Annotated in this window: 12 protein-coding genes; 8 read left to right on the top strand and 4 right to left on the bottom strand. The window is 54.4% G+C overall.

Annotation, left to right across the window (positions count from 1 at the left end):
• Nucleotides 1–60 precede the first annotated feature (60 nt).
• The 4 genes from AACY82_RS16070 to AACY82_RS16055 all read left to right on the top strand — a co-directional run bounded on the left by AACY82_RS16070 (nt 61) and on the right by AACY82_RS16055 (nt 4,446).
• Nucleotides 61–2,295 carry a patatin-like phospholipase family protein gene (locus AACY82_RS16070; RefSeq protein ID WP_339617864.1) on the top strand — a complete coding sequence of 745 codons (2,235 nt, stop codon included), beginning with the start codon at nt 61–63 and terminating at the stop codon, nt 2,293–2,295.
• 166 nt (nt 2,296–2,461) lie between these two features.
• Nucleotides 2,462–3,511: an alkene reductase gene (locus AACY82_RS16065; protein WP_339617863.1), complete on the top strand. Its 1,050-nt coding sequence runs from the start codon at nt 2,462–2,464 to the stop codon at nt 3,509–3,511.
• 50 nt (nt 3,512–3,561) lie between these two features.
• Nucleotides 3,562–3,975: an alternative ribosome rescue aminoacyl-tRNA hydrolase ArfB gene (gene arfB, locus AACY82_RS16060; RefSeq protein ID WP_339617862.1), complete on the top strand. Its 414-nt coding sequence runs from the start codon at nt 3,562–3,564 to the stop codon at nt 3,973–3,975.
• Nucleotides 3,976–4,446, top strand: a complete 471-nt coding sequence (locus AACY82_RS16055) for a YaiI/YqxD family protein (protein WP_339617861.1) — start codon at nt 3,976–3,978, stop codon at nt 4,444–4,446. It begins immediately after the preceding gene.
• 8 nt (nt 4,447–4,454) lie between these two features.
• Here AACY82_RS16055 and AACY82_RS16050 read toward each other — a convergent pair whose 3' ends face one another.
• The gene (locus AACY82_RS16050) at nt 4,455–4,877 is read right to left on the bottom strand and encodes a CBS domain-containing protein (RefSeq protein ID WP_339617860.1); all 423 of its coding nucleotides are present in this window, start codon (nt 4,875–4,877) and stop codon (nt 4,455–4,457) included.
• Nucleotides 4,878–5,324: 447 nt separating this feature from the next.
• Here AACY82_RS16050 and AACY82_RS16045 point away from each other — a divergent pair, with 447 nt between their 5' ends.
• Genes AACY82_RS16045 through AACY82_RS16035 form a run of 3 tightly spaced genes read left to right on the top strand, consistent with a single transcriptional unit; the run spans nt 5,325 to nt 10,623 of the window.
• Nucleotides 5,325–6,638 carry an acetyl-CoA C-acetyltransferase gene (locus tag AACY82_RS16045; protein WP_339617859.1) on the top strand — a complete coding sequence of 438 codons (1,314 nt, stop codon included), beginning with the start codon at nt 5,325–5,327 and terminating at the stop codon, nt 6,636–6,638.
• A 14-nt stretch (nt 6,639–6,652) separates the two neighbouring features.
• A complete protein-coding gene (locus tag AACY82_RS16040) occupies nt 6,653–8,761 on the top strand; it encodes a 3-hydroxyacyl-CoA dehydrogenase NAD-binding domain-containing protein (protein WP_339617858.1) in 2,109 nt (702 codons plus the stop codon).
• On the top strand, nt 8,761–10,623 hold the full coding sequence (locus AACY82_RS16035) for an acetyl-CoA hydrolase/transferase C-terminal domain-containing protein (protein ID WP_339617857.1): 1,863 nt from the start codon (nt 8,761–8,763) through the stop codon (nt 10,621–10,623). The genes AACY82_RS16040 and AACY82_RS16035 overlap by 1 nt, the downstream gene beginning before the upstream one ends.
• Here AACY82_RS16035 and AACY82_RS16030 read toward each other — a convergent pair.
• From AACY82_RS16030 to AACY82_RS16020, 3 genes are all read right to left on the bottom strand, one after another.
• Nucleotides 10,587–13,100: a vitamin K epoxide reductase family protein gene (locus AACY82_RS16030; RefSeq protein WP_339617856.1), complete on the bottom strand. Its 2,514-nt coding sequence runs from the start codon at nt 13,098–13,100 to the stop codon at nt 10,587–10,589. The two genes, AACY82_RS16035 and AACY82_RS16030, sit on opposite strands and share 37 nt — an antisense overlap.
• A gap of 179 nt (nt 13,101–13,279) precedes the next feature.
• Nucleotides 13,280–14,533 carry a transporter substrate-binding domain-containing protein gene (locus AACY82_RS16025; protein ID WP_339617855.1) on the bottom strand — a complete coding sequence of 418 codons (1,254 nt, stop codon included), beginning with the start codon at nt 14,531–14,533 and terminating at the stop codon, nt 13,280–13,282.
• A 220-nt stretch (nt 14,534–14,753) separates the two neighbouring features.
• Nucleotides 14,754–15,212, bottom strand: coding sequence for a hypothetical protein (locus AACY82_RS16020; protein WP_339617854.1), 459 nt, complete (start codon nt 15,210–15,212; stop codon nt 14,754–14,756).
• Nucleotides 15,213–15,525: 313 nt separating this feature from the next.
• On the opposite strand from AACY82_RS16020, the gene nhaD reads away from it, so the two are divergent.
• Nucleotides 15,526–16,965 (top strand): sodium:proton antiporter NhaD, encoded by a 1,440-nt coding sequence (nhaD, locus tag AACY82_RS16015; RefSeq protein ID WP_339617853.1) that lies wholly within the window; start codon nt 15,526–15,528, stop codon nt 16,963–16,965.
• The last annotated feature ends 45 nt before the right edge of the window (nt 16,966–17,010 follow it).

Below are 17,010 nucleotides of genomic sequence, written 5' to 3'. Positions count from 1 at the left end.
TCCCTTAACGTTATTTAATGACCGCTACACGTTTGTCTTGGTCGGCAAGGCTTTACCCTTATGCAGCGAATCGCGTTAATGCTTTTGGCACTTCTGCTCTGTCTCAGCGGCGCCAATCAAAGTTACGCAGCGACCACCCCCTGCCCCGCCGAGCTTAACCGCCCTTGCGTCGCGCTGGTATTGGGTGGGGGCGGCGCCCGCGGTGGCGCCCATATCGGGGTAATTCGCGCTTTGGAAGAGCGCGGCATCCCGGTGGATATTGTGGTGGGCACTAGCATTGGCGCCTTTGTCGGCGCGCTCTACGCCAGTGGTAAAACCTCCAACGAAATTCTACAAATGTTTGAACAAGCCGACTGGGACGCAGGCTACCACGACGACCTACCGCGCAGCCAAATTCCCAATCGCCGCAAGCGGCAAATTGACGAGTTCCCCATTCAATTAGGTTTAGGGTTTGACGGCCACAGCCTAAGATTGCCCCAAGGTTTTCTGCAGGGGCAAGGGATGAAATCACTGCTTGATGAGCTAATGGGCACCCACGTTATCTTTAAAAGCTTTGACGACTTGCCTATCACCTTTCGCGCCGTAGCTGCCGACATAGAAACCGGCGAGCAAGTCATACTAAAACGCGGCGATTTAACCACCGCACTGCAAACCTCCATGTCACTGCCCGGTGTGGTGCGCCCCATTGAACGCGATGGACGCTTGCTTGTCGATGGCGGTATCGCCAATAACTTACCCATTAGCGTTGCCCAAGAGATGGGGGCAGACATGGTGATTGCCGTAGACATTGGCTCACCGGCGATGACTCGTGACGACCTACAATCAGGCCTTAGTATTTTGCGGCAACTCACCAGCTTTTTAACTGAAGAAAACGTCCGCCAACAAATCGACTTACTCACCGAAAAAGACGTGCTTATCCACCCCGAGCTCACCGAGGTCACCCTGCTGAGCTTTGACAAAGCAGCCAGCGCTGCGGACCAAGGCTACGATGCAACCATAGCGGCTTTTGAGGCCAGTGCCAGCATTGCGCAAATAAGTGGCAGTGCCGTACCCAAAAGCCCGGCGAAATCTTTACGTGGCGATGCCAAAATCACCATTGACGATATATCCTTGATTAACCACACCCGCCTTAGCGATGACTATATTCTGCACCGCATGGAAATCCACGCCGGCGGTGCCTATTCGCCGTGGGAGATTCGCAAAGGGATCGAGCGGTTATACGGTCAAGGCACTATCGCTCGCGCTCGCTCCAGCATAGACGAGCAAGATGAGCGCAACCGACTTTATACTGTGGTTGAGGAAAAAGAGTGGGGCCCAGGCTATTTAGATTTTAAACTATCGTTTGAAGACAACCTCAAATCTTTTAGTCGCTACCAGCTGGGCGCCTCATACCGCCGCACTAACCTATCACCGTACGGCGCCGAGTGGTACACCACCGCTGCGTTCGGCACTGAGAAAAGCTTTAACACCGCACTCTACTGGCCACTTAGAACCTCTGGCTTTTACGCCAGCGGCAGAATGCTTGCCGAGCGGGATGTATTCTCGTACACCCTTGAAGGGAAATCCTTTGGCGAGGTTATCTCTAACGAATACGGCGCGATCACGGGCGTAGGGTGGGATTCGTACGACCGCCTGGATATTTTTACCGGTTACACCTACTCGGACGGCAACCTAACCTTACCCGCTATTATCGCCGCCGAACTTGCACAACCGGAGGTAGACTACCGCGAACAAGGCGGCGTCTTAACCATCGATTACGACAGCCTAGATAACGCCAGCTTTCCGGTGCGCGGCTGGAAGATATTATCGGCCATTAAACGCAGCAACATCAGCCTTTTTGGCACTAAAGATAACGCCACTCAAGTCGAGCTTGAGGTAAACAAAGCGCTATCGCTTGGTCGCCACAGTTTGCGCGGCCGCTTACAACTGCAAAGCACATTTAACGACGATCCCCTGTCACTGGTAGGCTCATACAGCTTAGGCGGTTTTTTAAACTTATCAGGTAATGAGAGCGATTTTATCTCTGGCCAGCACACACGTTTTGCAAGTGTTGTATATACCTATCGAATTGCCGATAACGACTATCGCATACTCAACCTGCCTCTGTATTTTGGCCTCTCTTACGAGGCGGGCAACGCATGGCAGGATCAAGACGCTATTGATTACAGTGATTTGATTCGCAGCGGTAGCTTATTTTTGGGCTGGGACAGCCCTCTAGGCCCCACCTACCTAGCCTACGGCGAATCCGACACAGGTAAAAAAAGTGCCTACGTTTACCTGGGCGTCACCTTTTAGCGCAACAGATAAAGCCGCACCAAGTTGCTCAGAGCGACAATCAAGTTTCGTTAACCATGCTGGTCAAGGATTGATATGACCGGCATGCGCCCCATATCTATTATCAGGCAACCGATAGAAACCTGCCTCGCGTGAACTTTAGCCCCAACCAGAACGGAGAGCTACCATGCCCAGCCTGCAAGATCCAATTACCCTCGGCGAGCTAACGCTTGCCAATCGCATTATTATGGCGCCGCTCACCCGCTGTCGCGCCAGTGAAGGCCGGGTGCCCAACGAGCTAATGCTGGAGTACTACAGCCAGCGCGCCAGCGCCGGTATGATTTTAACCGAGGCGACCTCGGTAACCCCCATGGGCGTAGGTTACCCAGACACACCGGGCATTTGGTCTGAGGCCCAAGTGGCGGGCTGGAAAAAAATTACCAATGCAGTACACGCCAAGGGCGGCAAAATACTGCTGCAATTGTGGCACGTAGGACGTATATCCGACCCTCTTTATCTGGATGGCAAATTGCCTGTCGCCCCCAGCGCCATTCAACCGGCCGGGCACGTGAGCTTAGTGCGCCCGAAAAAAGATTACGTCACCCCGCGAGCACTCAAGCTGGAAGAAATTCCCGAGGTAATCGCACAATTTAAACAGGGCGCCGAAAACGCCAAAAAAGCCGGGTTTGACGGCGTAGAAATTCATGGCGCCAATGGCTACTTGCTGGATCAGTTTTTACAAACCAGCACCAACCAGCGCACCGATCGCTACGGCGGCAGCCTCGAAAACCGGGCGCGATTAATGCTTGAGGTGACCGACGCCGTGCTAGAGGTGTGGCCCGCTGGCCGGGTCGGCATGCACCTAGCGCCACGCGGCGATGGCCAGAATATGGGCGATGACAACCCCGCCGAAACCTTTGGCTATATCGCTCGCGAGCTGGGCACACGCCAACTAGCGTTTATTTGTAGCCGAGAGCACGAGGCGGACGACAGCTTGGGCCCTGACTTAAAACAAATGTTTGGAGGAGTTTATATTGCCAACGAAGGCTTTGAAAAAGATCAGGCGAACCAATGGCTGGCCGAAGGCAAAGCCGACGCCGTCGCCTTTGGGGTTAAGTTTATCGCCAACCCGGATTTGCCCGAGCGCTTTGCCCAAAATGCTTCGCTAAACGAGCCCGACCCGAGCACCTTTCACGGCGGCAGTGCTGCAGGTTATACCGACTATCCAAGCATGTAGCTCGCGGTTAAGGCCTTTCTTTTACTTCCCGGTTGCGATACTTTAGCGCCATGTTATTTATTACTAACAATGTGCAAATCGCCGACTGGGAAATCGAGCTGACGGCCATCCGCGCGCAAGGCGCGGGGGGCCAAAACGTCAATAAAGTTTCCAGCGCCGTGCACCTGCGTTTTGATATCCGCCGCTCAAGCCTACCGGATGTTTACAAACAGCAACTGCTTAAGATGACGGATCAACGCATTACGAAAGAAGGCGTTATCGTCATCAAGGCGCAGCAGTTTCGCACCCAGGAAAAAAACCGAGACGATGCGCTCGCGCGCTTACAAGCGCTGGTTAAACAGGCAGGTGTGCAACGTAAATCGCGGCGCCCGACCAAGCCCACCCGCGGCTCGCAACTAAAGCGTATGGACAAAAAAACTCAGCGCGGGCGCACCAAGCAGCTCCGCGGCAAAGTTGACTTATAAGTGACGGAGCTTGCTACCACACAAATCTGGGTCGATGCCGACGCCTGCCCCGTCGCCATGAAAGAGATTCTCTTTAAGGCGGCTAACCGTGCTCAGGTGCTAGTAACCCTAGTGGCCAATCAGTCGCTGCAAATACCCAAGTCACCTTACATTCAATTCCGCCAAGTTGAGCGCGGCTTTGATGTGGCCGACAACGAGATTCATCAGCGGGTGAATAGCGGCGATTTGGTAATTACCGGAGATATTCCGCTGGCCGCCGATGTGATCGACAAAGGCGCCACGGCACTTAATAGCCGAGGCGAGCTTTATACCAAAGAAAACATTCGAGCGCGGTTAAACATGCGAGACTTTTTAGACAACTTGCGCTCGAGTGGCATAGACACGGGTGGATCACCCACGCTGTCGCAAGCAGACCGCCAGCGCTTTGCCAACGCCTTGGACCGCTGGCTGGCTAAGCGGCCCAAGCATTAACCGGTATATTAATGATAGTGCCGGCACGCATTAACCACGCGACGGCCTAAATCGTCCGTTGTACAGTGATTGGCAATATCCGCCAAGCTTACCACCCCGACAAAATCTTTGTTTTTGTCGTTGTTCAAAACAATCAAACGTTGCACTTGCTGATCTTGCATGTTTTGCAGTACGTCCGATAACTGATCGCCTTGGTAGCAATACAATACTTTGCCGCTGGTAATAGAGCCGACGTTATCGTCGCCATTTTTACCCTCGGCCACGGCGCGCAGGGCAATATCGCGATCGGTGACGATACCCACAATTTTTTCATGATCGGCTACCGGGGTAAAACCGCGACCGGACTCACGCATCCCCAAAGCGGCTTCGCGGATACTGGCGTTAACATCTAAATATTCAGGCTTCTGCGTCATTACATCTTGAACTTTCATTGCGCTCTCCTGTTTGCTATTACGCGTTACCATTGGTGCAGCGGAGTCGAACCCACAACAAGCCAATGCCTTCCCCAGCAGTTTCGCAAACACCATGCCAGCACGCCGCTCGCGGCCAGGCCTCGCTGCGGGCTTACTATGGCGACTTAAATCTTGTAGAGAACACCGTAACTGGTAAATTTTGCAATATTCTTAGCCCGAGATAAGCTCCGGTTTAGGTGCCAGCGAGCTAGGCCGCCCACTGGGCCGCTCCGGCGGGCAAACCGACAAAGGCGCCAAATCGGCATCAATCCTGCTACCTTTATCACAAACGCTACCACCTTACGGCGCCAAACAAGACAGCAATGTAAGCGTCTAATGGGCACTCAGGTGGCGTACAATATCTGCATAATCATGGTTTTGCTGCCATACTGAAACCCTGTGAGTGGACAACAAAAAGGAACCTCTATGAGCTTGCACACCCAGGCCAGCACCAACGGCGGCCGCCCGGTTTATATCGTCGACGGGGCGCGCACCCCGTTTATCAAAGCACGGGGCAAACCCGGCCCCTTTACCCCGGTCGACTTAGCCGTCCAGGCTGGCCGGCCTTTGTTGTTGCGTCAGCCGGTAGCCGCCGAGAACTTCAGCCGCGTCATTTTGGGTTGTGTTAACGTGATTGCCGCCGAGATGAACCCGGCACGTATTGCCGCGTTGCGCCTGGGTCTTGGCGAGACTATGCCCGCCTTTACTATGCAGATTAACTGCGGCTCGGGCATGCAATCGATCGAAACCGCGTTTCGCTACATCAGCGAGGGCAACGACGATTTAATTTTGGCCGGCGGCGCCGAAGCGCTTAGCCACGCGCCACTCATCTTGCAAGATGACGCCACCAAGTGGTTGGCCGAACTAGGGCAAGCGCGCTCACTACCCGACAAACTCAAGCATCTACTCAAACTCAAGCCCGGTTACTTCAAACCCGAGATCAGCCTTAAAAAAGGCCTGACCGACCCGGTGGTGGAGTTAAACATGGGCCAGACTGCCGAGGTAGTCGCCAACTTATTTAATATCAGCCGAGCCGAAGCCGATGCCTATGCAGTGCGCAGCCATCTGCGTCTGGCCGAGGCGCAAAAAGCCGGCTGGCTCGATAACGAAGTGATGCCCATGGTGGCCAGCGATGGCAGCGTCTACACCCACGATGACGGCGTGCGCCCCGACAGCTCAGAGGAGCACCTAGCCAAGCTTAAGCCGGTATTCGAGCGGCCCTACGGCAAGGTCACCGCTGGCAACAGCTCGCAAATCACCGACGGCGCCTCCTGGGTAATTCTCGCCTCCGAAGAGGCCGTTAAAAAACACGGCTTAAAACCCAAAGCCGTAATCCGCGACAGCGAGTGGTCGGGGCTAGAGCCCGAAATTATGGGACTGGGGCCTGCCGTCAGCGTTGGTCGCCTGGCCCTTCGCAACAACATGACCCTCGACGACATCGAGTTGCTGGAGCTAAACGAAGCCTTTGCCGCGCAGGTGCTTGGCTGCCTTGCCGCCTGGAACGACAAAGACTTTTGCCACGGTGTATTTGGCATTGACGGTGTATTGGGTGAATTTGACCGCGAACGGCTTAATATTGATGGCGGTGCCATCAGCCTTGGTCATCCAGTAGGCACCAGCGGCAACCGCATAGTGTTGCACTTGGTAAACGCGCTGGAGCGAAAAGGCCTCAAGCGCGGTATTGCCACCCAGTGTATCGGCGGCGGCCAAGCTGGCGCCATGCTGATCGAAATGCTCTAAGCCAGGAGAAACTTATGAACGGATTAGTACTTAAAACCCTGAGCGACCGGGCAAAAGCCATAGGCCCATTTAGTGAAGCTGGTGGTCACGTCGCCACAGCGTGGCAGCACTGGCAGTTGCGCGTCGCCGATGATGGTGTCGCTTGGTTAATGTTCGACTGCGCCGACGCCGAGGTCAACGTATTGTCGCAAGCCGCACTCCAAGAGCTAGACGAAGTGGTAATGGCCCTTGAAGCCGACAAGCCTAAAGCGCTGGTGTTGCGTTCGGCCAAAGCCGGTAGTTTTTGCGTGGGCGCCGACATTAAAGAATTTCGCCAAATCGACACCCTTGATGCCGCGCGCGACAAATTGCAGGCCGCCCACACGGTAGCTAACCGCTTCGCCGCACTCCCATTTACCAAAGTCGCGGTGGTACACGGCCACTGTTTTGGTGGCGGCCTAGAATTGGCATTAGTGTGCGATTACCGCGTGGGTGTTTTTGGGGCCAGTTTCGGCTTTCCCGAAATCTTACTAGGCTTACACCCAGGCCTTGGCGGCACCGGTCGCAGCGTTAAGCTAATCGACCCGGTAGAGGCCATGACCATGATGCTTACCGGCAAAACCGTGCGCGATAAACGCGCTAAAAGCCTCGGGCTTATTGATGCGCTGGTGCCCGAGCGCCATGTATACGGCGCCATCGACGCGGCCATTTCCGGTAAGCTTAAGCACAAACAACCAGGTCTTAAAACCAAACTGATGAACACCGGCCCGGCCCGCAAGTTTATTGCCAAAAAAATGCGCGACCAAGCCGCCGCTAAAGCGCCGCCGGCACACTACCCCGCCCCGGGCAAGCTCATTGATTTATGGGAAAACGCCGATGGCGACCCCAAAAAAATGCTGGCCGCCGAGGTGGACTCATTCTCCGAGCTGCTACTTACCGACGCCTCGCGCAACTTAGTGCGGGTTTTCTTTTTGCAAGAAAAAATGAAAAAACTCGCCAGTAATATCGAGAGCGTAGAGAAAGCCAAACACGTACACGTGATCGGGGCCGGCGCCATGGGCGGCGATATTGCCGGTTGGTGCGCCCTGCAGGGTTTAACCGTTACCCTGTTCGATATGAAAGCCGAAATCATCGGTAAAGCTGTGGCCCGCACCGCCAAGCTGTGCGACAAAAAACGCATGAGTGTCGCAGCCAAACGCGCCGTACTCGATCGCTTGATTCCCGATTTAACCCACGACGGCGCACGCCACGCGGATATAATCATTGAGGCGGTGCCCGAAAAAATTGAGATCAAGCGGCAGGTGTACAGCCAAGTCGAGCCACTGTTAAAAGACGGGGCAATTTTGGCCACCAACACCTCGAGTATTCCGCTGGACGATTTACAGCAAGAGCTACAAGACCCAAGCCGTTTAGTGGGGCTGCACTTTTTTAACCCGGTATCGCAAATGCAGCTCCTAGAGATTGTGCGCCACAGCAAGCTCAGTGACGCCACCTACCAAAAAGCACTGGCGTTTGCCGGACAAATTAAACGCTTACCCACTCCCGTGACCGGCACCCCTGGCTTTTTAGTAAACCGTGCACTAACACCCTACCTGCTCGAAGCCATGGTACTGATGGACGAGGGCATCGCCCCCGAAACCATCGACCGGGCTGCGGAGAAGTTTGGCATGCCCATGGGGCCGGTCGAGCTGGCCGATGTGGTCGGTTTGGATATTTGCATGGGCGTGGCCGAGATGCTTAACGCAGGACTCGAACAACCCATGCCAGCGGTACCCCAGTGGCTAGCGGACAAAGTCGCCAAAGGCGATTTAGGTAAAAAAACCGGCAAAGGTTTGTACGTGTGGGAAAAAGGCAAACCTAAAAAGTCGGACAACGCCGCCTCCGGGCCGGACAACCTAACCGACCGTTTGCTACTGCCTATGCTAAACACCTGTATGGGCTGCTTGCGCGAAGGCGTAATTGACGACGCCGACTTACTCGATGGCGCTATGATTTTTGGCACCGGGTTTGCGCCCTTCCGTGGTGGCCCCATGCACTACAGTCAAGCCCGAGGTCACGCAGCAATTAAAGCCGAGCTAGAAAAATTAGCAGGGCAACACGGGGAGCGTTACACCCCTGACGCGGGCTGGTCTTCCGAGACATAATGAAGCACTGCCACACCCCCGACGCACTAGTTGACGACATAATTGAGCGAGTAGGCGAGCACATTGTGCTTGGCCTACCGCTCGGTTTGGGCAAAGCCAACCACTTAGTGAATGCTTTGTACCAGCGAGCCCGCCAAGACAGCAGCCTAACCCTCGATATTTTTACCGCCCTGACACTTGAGACGCCTACGGCGCCCAATGAGCTCGGCCGGCGTTTCTTAGCGCCAATCTCAAAGCGCTTTTTTGGCGGTTACCCGCGCCTTGAGTACGCCCAAGCATTAAAAGAAAAAGCCCTGCCCAACAATATATCGGTAACCGAGTTTTTTTTGCAGCCTGCAGGCTGGATCGGCTGCGACCTTGTGCAACAGAACTACACCTCCATTAACTACACCGATGCTTTGGACTACCTGATTAGCGCCGGTGTGAATGTTATTACTCAACAAGTTGCCCCAGAGAGCTCGTCCGAGCCATTGGGCGCGAGTTACAGTTTAAGCTGTAATCCCGATATAACGGTCGACTTACTCGACAAACGCAGCCGTGGCGAAATCGACTTTTTAATGGCAGTGCAAGTTAATCGGCAACTGCCATTTTTAGGCGGCGCCGCTATACGCGCAAGCGACGAGCTAGATTTAGTACTGGACGAGCGGGCCTACGACTTTGCGCTTTTTATGCCGCCGCACCAACCGGTAAGCTACGCCGATCATGCCATAGCGCTACACTGCGCCCGTTTAATACCCGACGGCGGAACCTTGCAAATTGGTATCGGCTCCATCGGCGATGCCATTGCCGCTGCACTCGTGCTGCGCCAGCAATCACCACAAGAGTTCAAACAACTCACCCACCAATTGCAGTGCGCCGCCAGCTGGCCTAAAAGTGAAAGCGGGCCTTTTAAACAAGGTCTGTACGGTTTAAGTGAAATGCTCGTCGAAGGGTTTGTCGAGCTGATAGAAGCGGGTATTCTTACCCGTACAGTAAACGGCTACTGCTTGCATGCGGGCTTTTTTATGGGCAGCCCGTTGTTTTACCGACAACTGCAAGCGCTTCCGCAAAATAAGCGCGAGCAAATCGCGATGATGCCAGTTAACTTTATCAACGATGCCTATGGTCATGCGCTTGGCAGCGAGCAGGATAAACGCCAAGCCCGACAAAACGCGCGGTTTATCAACTGTGCCATGATTGCTACCACCGACGGTGCCGTCACATCCGACGGCTTAGAAAACGGCCAGGTGATTAGCGGTGTGGGCGGACAATATAATTTTGTGGCACAAGCTCACGCGTTAAAAAATGCGCGCTCTATAATCACGGTGCGGGCCACACGCCAACGCGGCGGCAAGCTATCGTCTAATATCGTTACCCACTACGGCCATACCACAATTCCTCGCCACCTACGCGACATTGTCGTCACCGAATACGGTGTCGCTGACTTGCGAGGAAAAAGCGATGCCGAGGTGATTGCCGCGATGATTGAGATTGCCGACTCCCGCTTTCAAGAGTCATTGCTTAACGAAGCGAAAGCCCGTGGGAAATTACCCCAGAGCTATCAAGTCCCCGCGGCGTTTTGCCACAACACGCCAGAGCGGTTACACAGCGCACTGAAAAGCGGTTTTGATAGCGGCTCACTCAAGCACTTTCCTCTGGGCAGCGATTTTACCGCCACTGAGCAAAGGTTAAGCCGGGCGTTAACGCTGCTCTCAGAAAGCGCCGGCGCTAACAAAGCCACCGCCACATTGTTGCGCTGCGGCCTGAACGCCAATCAACAGCAATACCGTGATGAACTGGCGCGCATGGCGTTAGCGGCCCCGAGCGGCGTCAAAGAAAAACTGTATCAATGGTTACTATTAGGTGCGCTTGACTCGCTATAAACCTTCTCCCGCCGCAATAGTTTGTTCCAGCCGCCATACTCTCCGCGCACCGACAAAGGCACCAGCGCCAAACCAATGAGTGCGGCGGCACAAATACCCGAGCTTGCATAGGCCAGCATACCAGCACCGGCAAAAAACGGCGCGGGTAAGAGCATAAGCGCAAGCACTACCAATCCGTAACGCATCGGCCTTGCCACCTCAGCAAAAGCGCAGACACTGACAGTAACCACCAACGCGCCGATTAAATGCTCCCAGTTAGCTAGTTGATCGGCATGCCCTAAGGTTAAGCGGGTAAACATTAACCAGATGCCAATCAGTATGGCCGCGAGCAAGCTTAACGGCACGGTAATACCGCCACCGACCATGTCTTTAATAACGGTTAAAGGCGAGCGGGTAAAATCGTCGGGCGCCTTGGTGCTCTTGCCCTCATCGGTATCGCCAACAAAGAATATTTTTAGTACGGGTTTACCGGCTTTTTTACAACGCTTTAAAAACTGCCCCGTGGCAATCAGCTCATCCAATGAGTAGGGGATTTGAATCAACATCGCCAGAGCGCCAAGCAGACACAGAGTGCACCAAGTGCCAATAACAATAGGCTGAATAATGATAAACGTGATAGAGACAATACCAAGCGGCACAATCATAAACCCGAACAATACCACCAACCACGGCATGGTGCGCCAGCGTCGGGTAGAACCGAGCAAGCCGGTTAAAATCTCCAACGCGTAGGTAAGAGCGCCGAGCCCCGCATCGGGCACTGGCCACGCCTCAGAGACACTAGAGGTAATAATCTCTTCGGTACCGTTTTTGTCAGGGGAGTTTGGCCCGCTAAAAAATGGCTCCCATACGCCATCAATATGCCCTAACTGATACGCGGTTAGATAACGAGAAATCAAAAAGCCTACTAAGGCCAAGGCAATAATCGGCGCGCGCTGAAACCAGCTGGATGGATTAACACGCCAGCCCGGTGGAATCGTTGGCCCGCTCATTTCGGCCGCTGGCGACACACCAACAATAGGCGGTACGAGTGCGGCAAAACCAATCACCAACATACCGATAACCGTGCCATTTAAATACGCGGCGGCACTGGGCGTCCAGAATACTAAAGGCGCGAACATCAGCCACAACCCCACCAACACACTGGCCCAGCGTACCAGTCGCATACGCCAGCTAATCGCCAAGGTGCCAAACAAGCCTAACAATGCACCGCTAATACGATCACTAATGGCTAGGGGCGAATCGCCATATCCCATCGCCTCGGGGGAGGTAACCAACCAGGCCCCCAGTGCAATGGTCAAAAAAGGCGCCCACAGGTTTTGGTAGTGGGCGCGCGCAATATAGTCGTGATAGTTATTTAACAGCGTATCGGGGTTTTGCTTTTTTTGCGCCGCCGAGGTCATCCAGTCGGGAGGCGTTATACCGTTTGCTTTGTACCATTCGAGCGGGTTTGCCTTTAGGTTTTTTACTAAAACTTCCAGCTCATCGTATACATTTTTTTGTGCCTGCCAATCAAGCTCTTGCCTGGCTTTGGTGCAATCCAGCTCATAGTGATCGGAGGCCATGTCGATCATAAAGGCGCGAATAAAAGGCTTCTCGCCTTTGTCAAAATCATCTGGCACCACCGGCTCTGACCGCGCCTCTAACCAAGCACCCGCTTTTGCTATCCCCTCGGGCACCGAGCGGGTATACCAACTGTCCTCACCATGTAAAAGTGCACCTATGTGATTTTGCAGCGCCTCGTAACTAACGGTGTGTTCTTCGCCGGCGAGCAAGACGTGCTCGCGCGGTAAGTCGTTGCGTTTCTCGATCACTTGGGCAAATAGCGCCATTAAGTCATCGCGGTGAATAAACGCTTGGCCCGCACCGACGTTGCCGGCGTACACATGACTTTTTAAACTGTCCTCATAAATACGCGCTATCTGGTGGGACAACGTAGGCACAGCGGTTTGCTCATCGTACAGACCGGCCAGATGTAGCAAGCTATAAGGCATGCTGGCGTGCTCGGCAATGACCGTTTCTGTCTCCGCTTTAGATTCGGGATAAGCCCAGCCGGGTGCGATGGGGGTTTGCTCGGTGATCTTTTGCCCCGGCACACCGGGTTTATGTACCAGCATTGTGCCTGAATACACAAAGCGCTCGACCGTGAAATCTTTAAGTGCTTGCAATAAATGCTTAGTCCCTTGGACGTTCACGGCATCGTAGAGCGGCGATTTCTCGCCCGAGAAATCAAAGTAAGCGGCTAAATGAATGACAGCGGCGACCTCGTGCCCGTACTCTCGGGCAAATCGCTCGAGGGCGAGCTGCACCGAGTCGGCCGAGGTCAAATCCACCTGGAAGCTTGCGTCGGCTAACGGCGACTCATCTTGGTCGAGGCCAATCACTGTGTAACCTTGCTTTAACGTGGCTACTAAGCTGCTGCCCAAGTTGCCGGCGCAGCCGGTAATAATGACTGTGGGTTTATGAGTTTTATCCGTCATAGTACGCTCTGTTGTGAAGGTTTAGTCCATTACCGTGTTAACTACAGAGCAAAATTGGGGCCGATTTAAATCCCCGCTATCGCGGGTGAATTAGACAAATAACGACGTAAAAAACAGAGCCAAGTGAAAAGTTTACAAAATGGCCGCCTTAATGGGACCATCTCGCGACCGCTAACAGCTTAGCCATCGACCTCGTGTAACACCCGCTCGATATCAACTCCTACCGTAATAACTCCGGCGACGGCCTCCGCAACCATAACGGGCAGACTTACCTGCACCTGAAAGCGATGGGTGGAACTATCAAACACAACCTCGTCAAAAAACCACTGCCCGGCCGGCTGCACCACAGCTTGGCGAAACTTTGCTTCGTCCCCCTGCCAGTAGTCCGAGCTATAAGGCACTGCGGCAAGGTTAAGCCCCCGCGCACCGGTAATGATAATTTCACTGATATACCCCGTGGCATCCTCGCCGTACCACTGTGCCAGCTCAGCCATCAATGTCGGCGCCAGCATGTCATCGAGCGATTCGGTATCTGCCCGGCGGTATGCCTCGCGCCAAAAATGGTCGCGCTGCTGAATATGCGAGTCGGTTAAACGAGCTCGCTTTTGATTGTACTCAGCCAGTACCCCTGCCAGTGCTGGCGACGCTAACCAGCGGTTTACTACCGGCTCAACACGCTGGCGAATGATGGCCTCTTCAAGGGGGTTCAACGCAAACCCTTCGGGAACGCATAAGGGTATTTTTTGATTAAAGTGCGCAATAAAGTCGGCGTTATCGGCAAGAAACTCCCGCCCGAGGTAAACCCCCAGAGGCACATAGCGAAAAAACTGTGCCTGATAGCGCTCAGCCGTCACGCCCAAAGCGCTGGCAGCTTCAATAAAGTGTTCGCGATCGGCGAGAATCACGTCGATACGGCCGGCGAGCAGCAGTTTAATAAGCTGGGGTAAATCTTGTGCCGATAAGGTGCTGGAGTGACCATTGAGCTCGTACCACAGCTGTTGCTGACTGCCGAGTATGGTGCCGCTGCGCAACCTGACTGGGTTGGCATCGCGCGGCGTATCGGAGCGACTAAACCAATACCACTTCTCTAGCACAAGGGGGTCCGTAAGCGCCGCATACTGATCTACTTGCGGATCTGACATAGCGGTAAAAAAGCCATCAGAGGCACCGGTTAGCACCTCTTGCTGTACGCGCCGCCACGGCTGCACATGCAAACTGACCTCGAAGGGTAGGTGGGCAAAAACGCAGCGGACCAGCTCGGCAGATTGGCCGAGGCTATTGGAGGTTTTATCGGCGCTGTAGGCCGATGGAGTGTTGGTGCCCAGTACCACGCGCACTGAGGGCACAGCGGCATCGGCGCGCGCATGGGCGTGGCAGCACAGTAATAACCATAAAAAGGGCAGCGGTAAAATTCGAGTAAAGCGTACAGTCATCCGGTTAGATCCTTTCATACCGGCGCGCATTTGTTTTTAACGGCTATATCGACCACCAGCGGGGTTTAGCAGTCCCTTACAAAACGGCAATCGATCGCTTAATCGCGCGACCTACGGGTGAGTATAGCAGCCTAATAAAGAAATACCTGCCAGCGCCTAGAGGGTGCGCCGGCGGTCGTGACGAAGGGGAAGATTCAGGAGGGGGTCAAACAAACGAGGCTTATACCGCCCGCTTAAGCTGCGGCAAGAAGTGCCACTCTTCGAGGCCCATGGGGATATCCCCCGGCAGACCCAGTAAAAACAAACCCATATCGCGAACCCGGCCTTGCGCTTCAATCATTACGCTGCCATTGAGCAGGGCACTTTTGTAAGTCCCTGGCTTGCAGATATCCACCAGCACGGTTTTCTCGCCTTTTTGATCGGTATAACGCAGCGCTAATTGCAGGGGGTGGGCACTGCCCTGAGGCAGACGCAACCAGACGGCCAGATCAAAAATACCGCTCCAATTACCTGCGGGCTGCCAGCGAGCGTGCGTGCTAAGGCGAGAAACCGGAACGTCGGCAATACGCTTGTCGCGCTTGTTGGGCAAAGGGCTGGCTGGAGTGACGGGGGCCGCACCCGCACCGGCGTGGCGCAAAGTTTCGGTGGCAGCTTGTGGGTTTTTGCGGTTAAACAACATAGCGAACTCCAGCACAGGTCTTTTTTGTGAGTGAACTCACCTTAGCACCGGCAGTTTTTGCAAAGTGTGATTTAGCCAACACTGTGCGCAACCACGAGCCGGCAAAGAAGCAAGAGGCGACGAGCATTCATTAAATTGTGCATGGTAGCGCTTTCATCGCTTAACAAGCCGTAAAAGCCCGCCGCTAACGGCTTTGCCCGCTGTTCTCGGTGAAACACTGTGGTAATATACGCGCGCGTTATTGGTGCACTTGAAGGCCTAGACCCCTGCCCGCGCACCACGCCCCCTCAAAAACTAAAATCTGGTAGCCACAATGTCTAACCTATACTCCCGCGCGCTCGCGTTATTGGGGATATGTTTGTGCATCATATCGCCTTCAGCTCTTGCCGAAACCGGTGAGATTAACCTAACCCACTCGGTGGTTGGTTACATCGCAATCTTTCTGTTTGTGATTGCTTACATCGTCGTAATGTTGGAAGAAAAGCTGCACCTGCGAAAGTCCAAGCCGGTGTTGGTTGCCGCCGGTATTATCTGGATGCTAATCGGCTGGGTGTACACCCAAGCGGGCCTGCCGCACGAATCGGAAGCGGCCTTTCGCCATACCCTGCTGGAATACGCCGAGCTATTGCTGTTTTTGCTGGTAGCAATGACCTACATCAACGCCCTAGAAGAGCGCCGCCTGTTTGATGTGCTGCGCGCCTGGATGGTACGTAAGGGCTTTAAGCTACGCACGCTGTTTTGGCTGACCGGCATACTCGCCTTTTTTATCTCATCGTTTGCCAACAACTTGACCACCGCGATGCTGATGTGCGCGGTAATTTTAAAAGTGGCCGGTGACGACTCGCGCTTTATTAGCCTGTGCTGCATTAACGTGGTGGTCGCCTCCAACGCGGGCGGCTCATTTAGCCCCTTTGGTGATATCACCACCTTGATGGTTTGGCAGGCGGGCTTGGTCGATTTTCACGAGTTCTTAGCGCTGTTTGTGCCCTCACTGGTCAATTACGGCATACCGGCACTGATCATGAGCTTTTTTGTCGCCAACCGTAAACCCGGCACCGTCAACGAAGAGGTGGAGCTTAAACGCGGCGCGCTGCGTATCCTCTCGCTGTTTGTGCTTACCATCATTACTGCCGTGCTGTGCCACCTAGTGCTTAACCTACCGCCGGTACTGGGGATGATGACCGGCCTTGGCTACCTGCAGTTTTTTGGTTACTTTTTACGCCGTACCCTGCCCGGCTCACTGGCCCGCAAACGCGCCCGTGCCGAGCGCGCCGGCGACTCGCGCGCGCTGGAGCGTTTAGGGGGCGTCATCCCGTTTGACGTATTCAGCAAAGTCGCGCGTGCCGAGTGGGACACGTTGTTGTTCTTTTACGGTGTGGTGATGTGCGTGGGCGGTTTGGGCTATATGGGCTACCTTGCCATGCTGTCAGACACCCTTTACTCCAGTTGGGATCCAACCTACGCCAACGTGTTTTTAGGGCTAATGTCCTCGGTGGTAGACAACATCCCGGTGATGTTTGCGGTGCTGAGTATGGAGCCTGATATGTCCCACGGCCAGTGGCTACTGATTACACTCACGGCCGGGGTCGGTGGTAGCTTGTTGTCGGTAGGCTCCGCCGCCGGTGTGGCACTAATGGGCCAAGCCCGTGGCCACTACACCTTTGCCGGTCATCTCAAGTGGGCACCGGTAATTGCGCTGGGTTACGTCGGCAGTATCGTCACCCATATGTGGGTTAACGCCCACTTGTTTTAACCGATACGGCTAGGCACAAAAAAGCCCGACAGGTTGGCGCCTGCC

The organism is uncultured Gilvimarinus sp. (genome assembly GCF_963972205.1).
GTDB classification, from domain to species: Bacteria; Pseudomonadota; Gammaproteobacteria; order Pseudomonadales; family Cellvibrionaceae; genus Gilvimarinus; species Gilvimarinus japonicus.
Note: the sequence above shows the minus strand (reverse complement) of the source record. Positions and strands in the feature narration are given on the sequence as shown.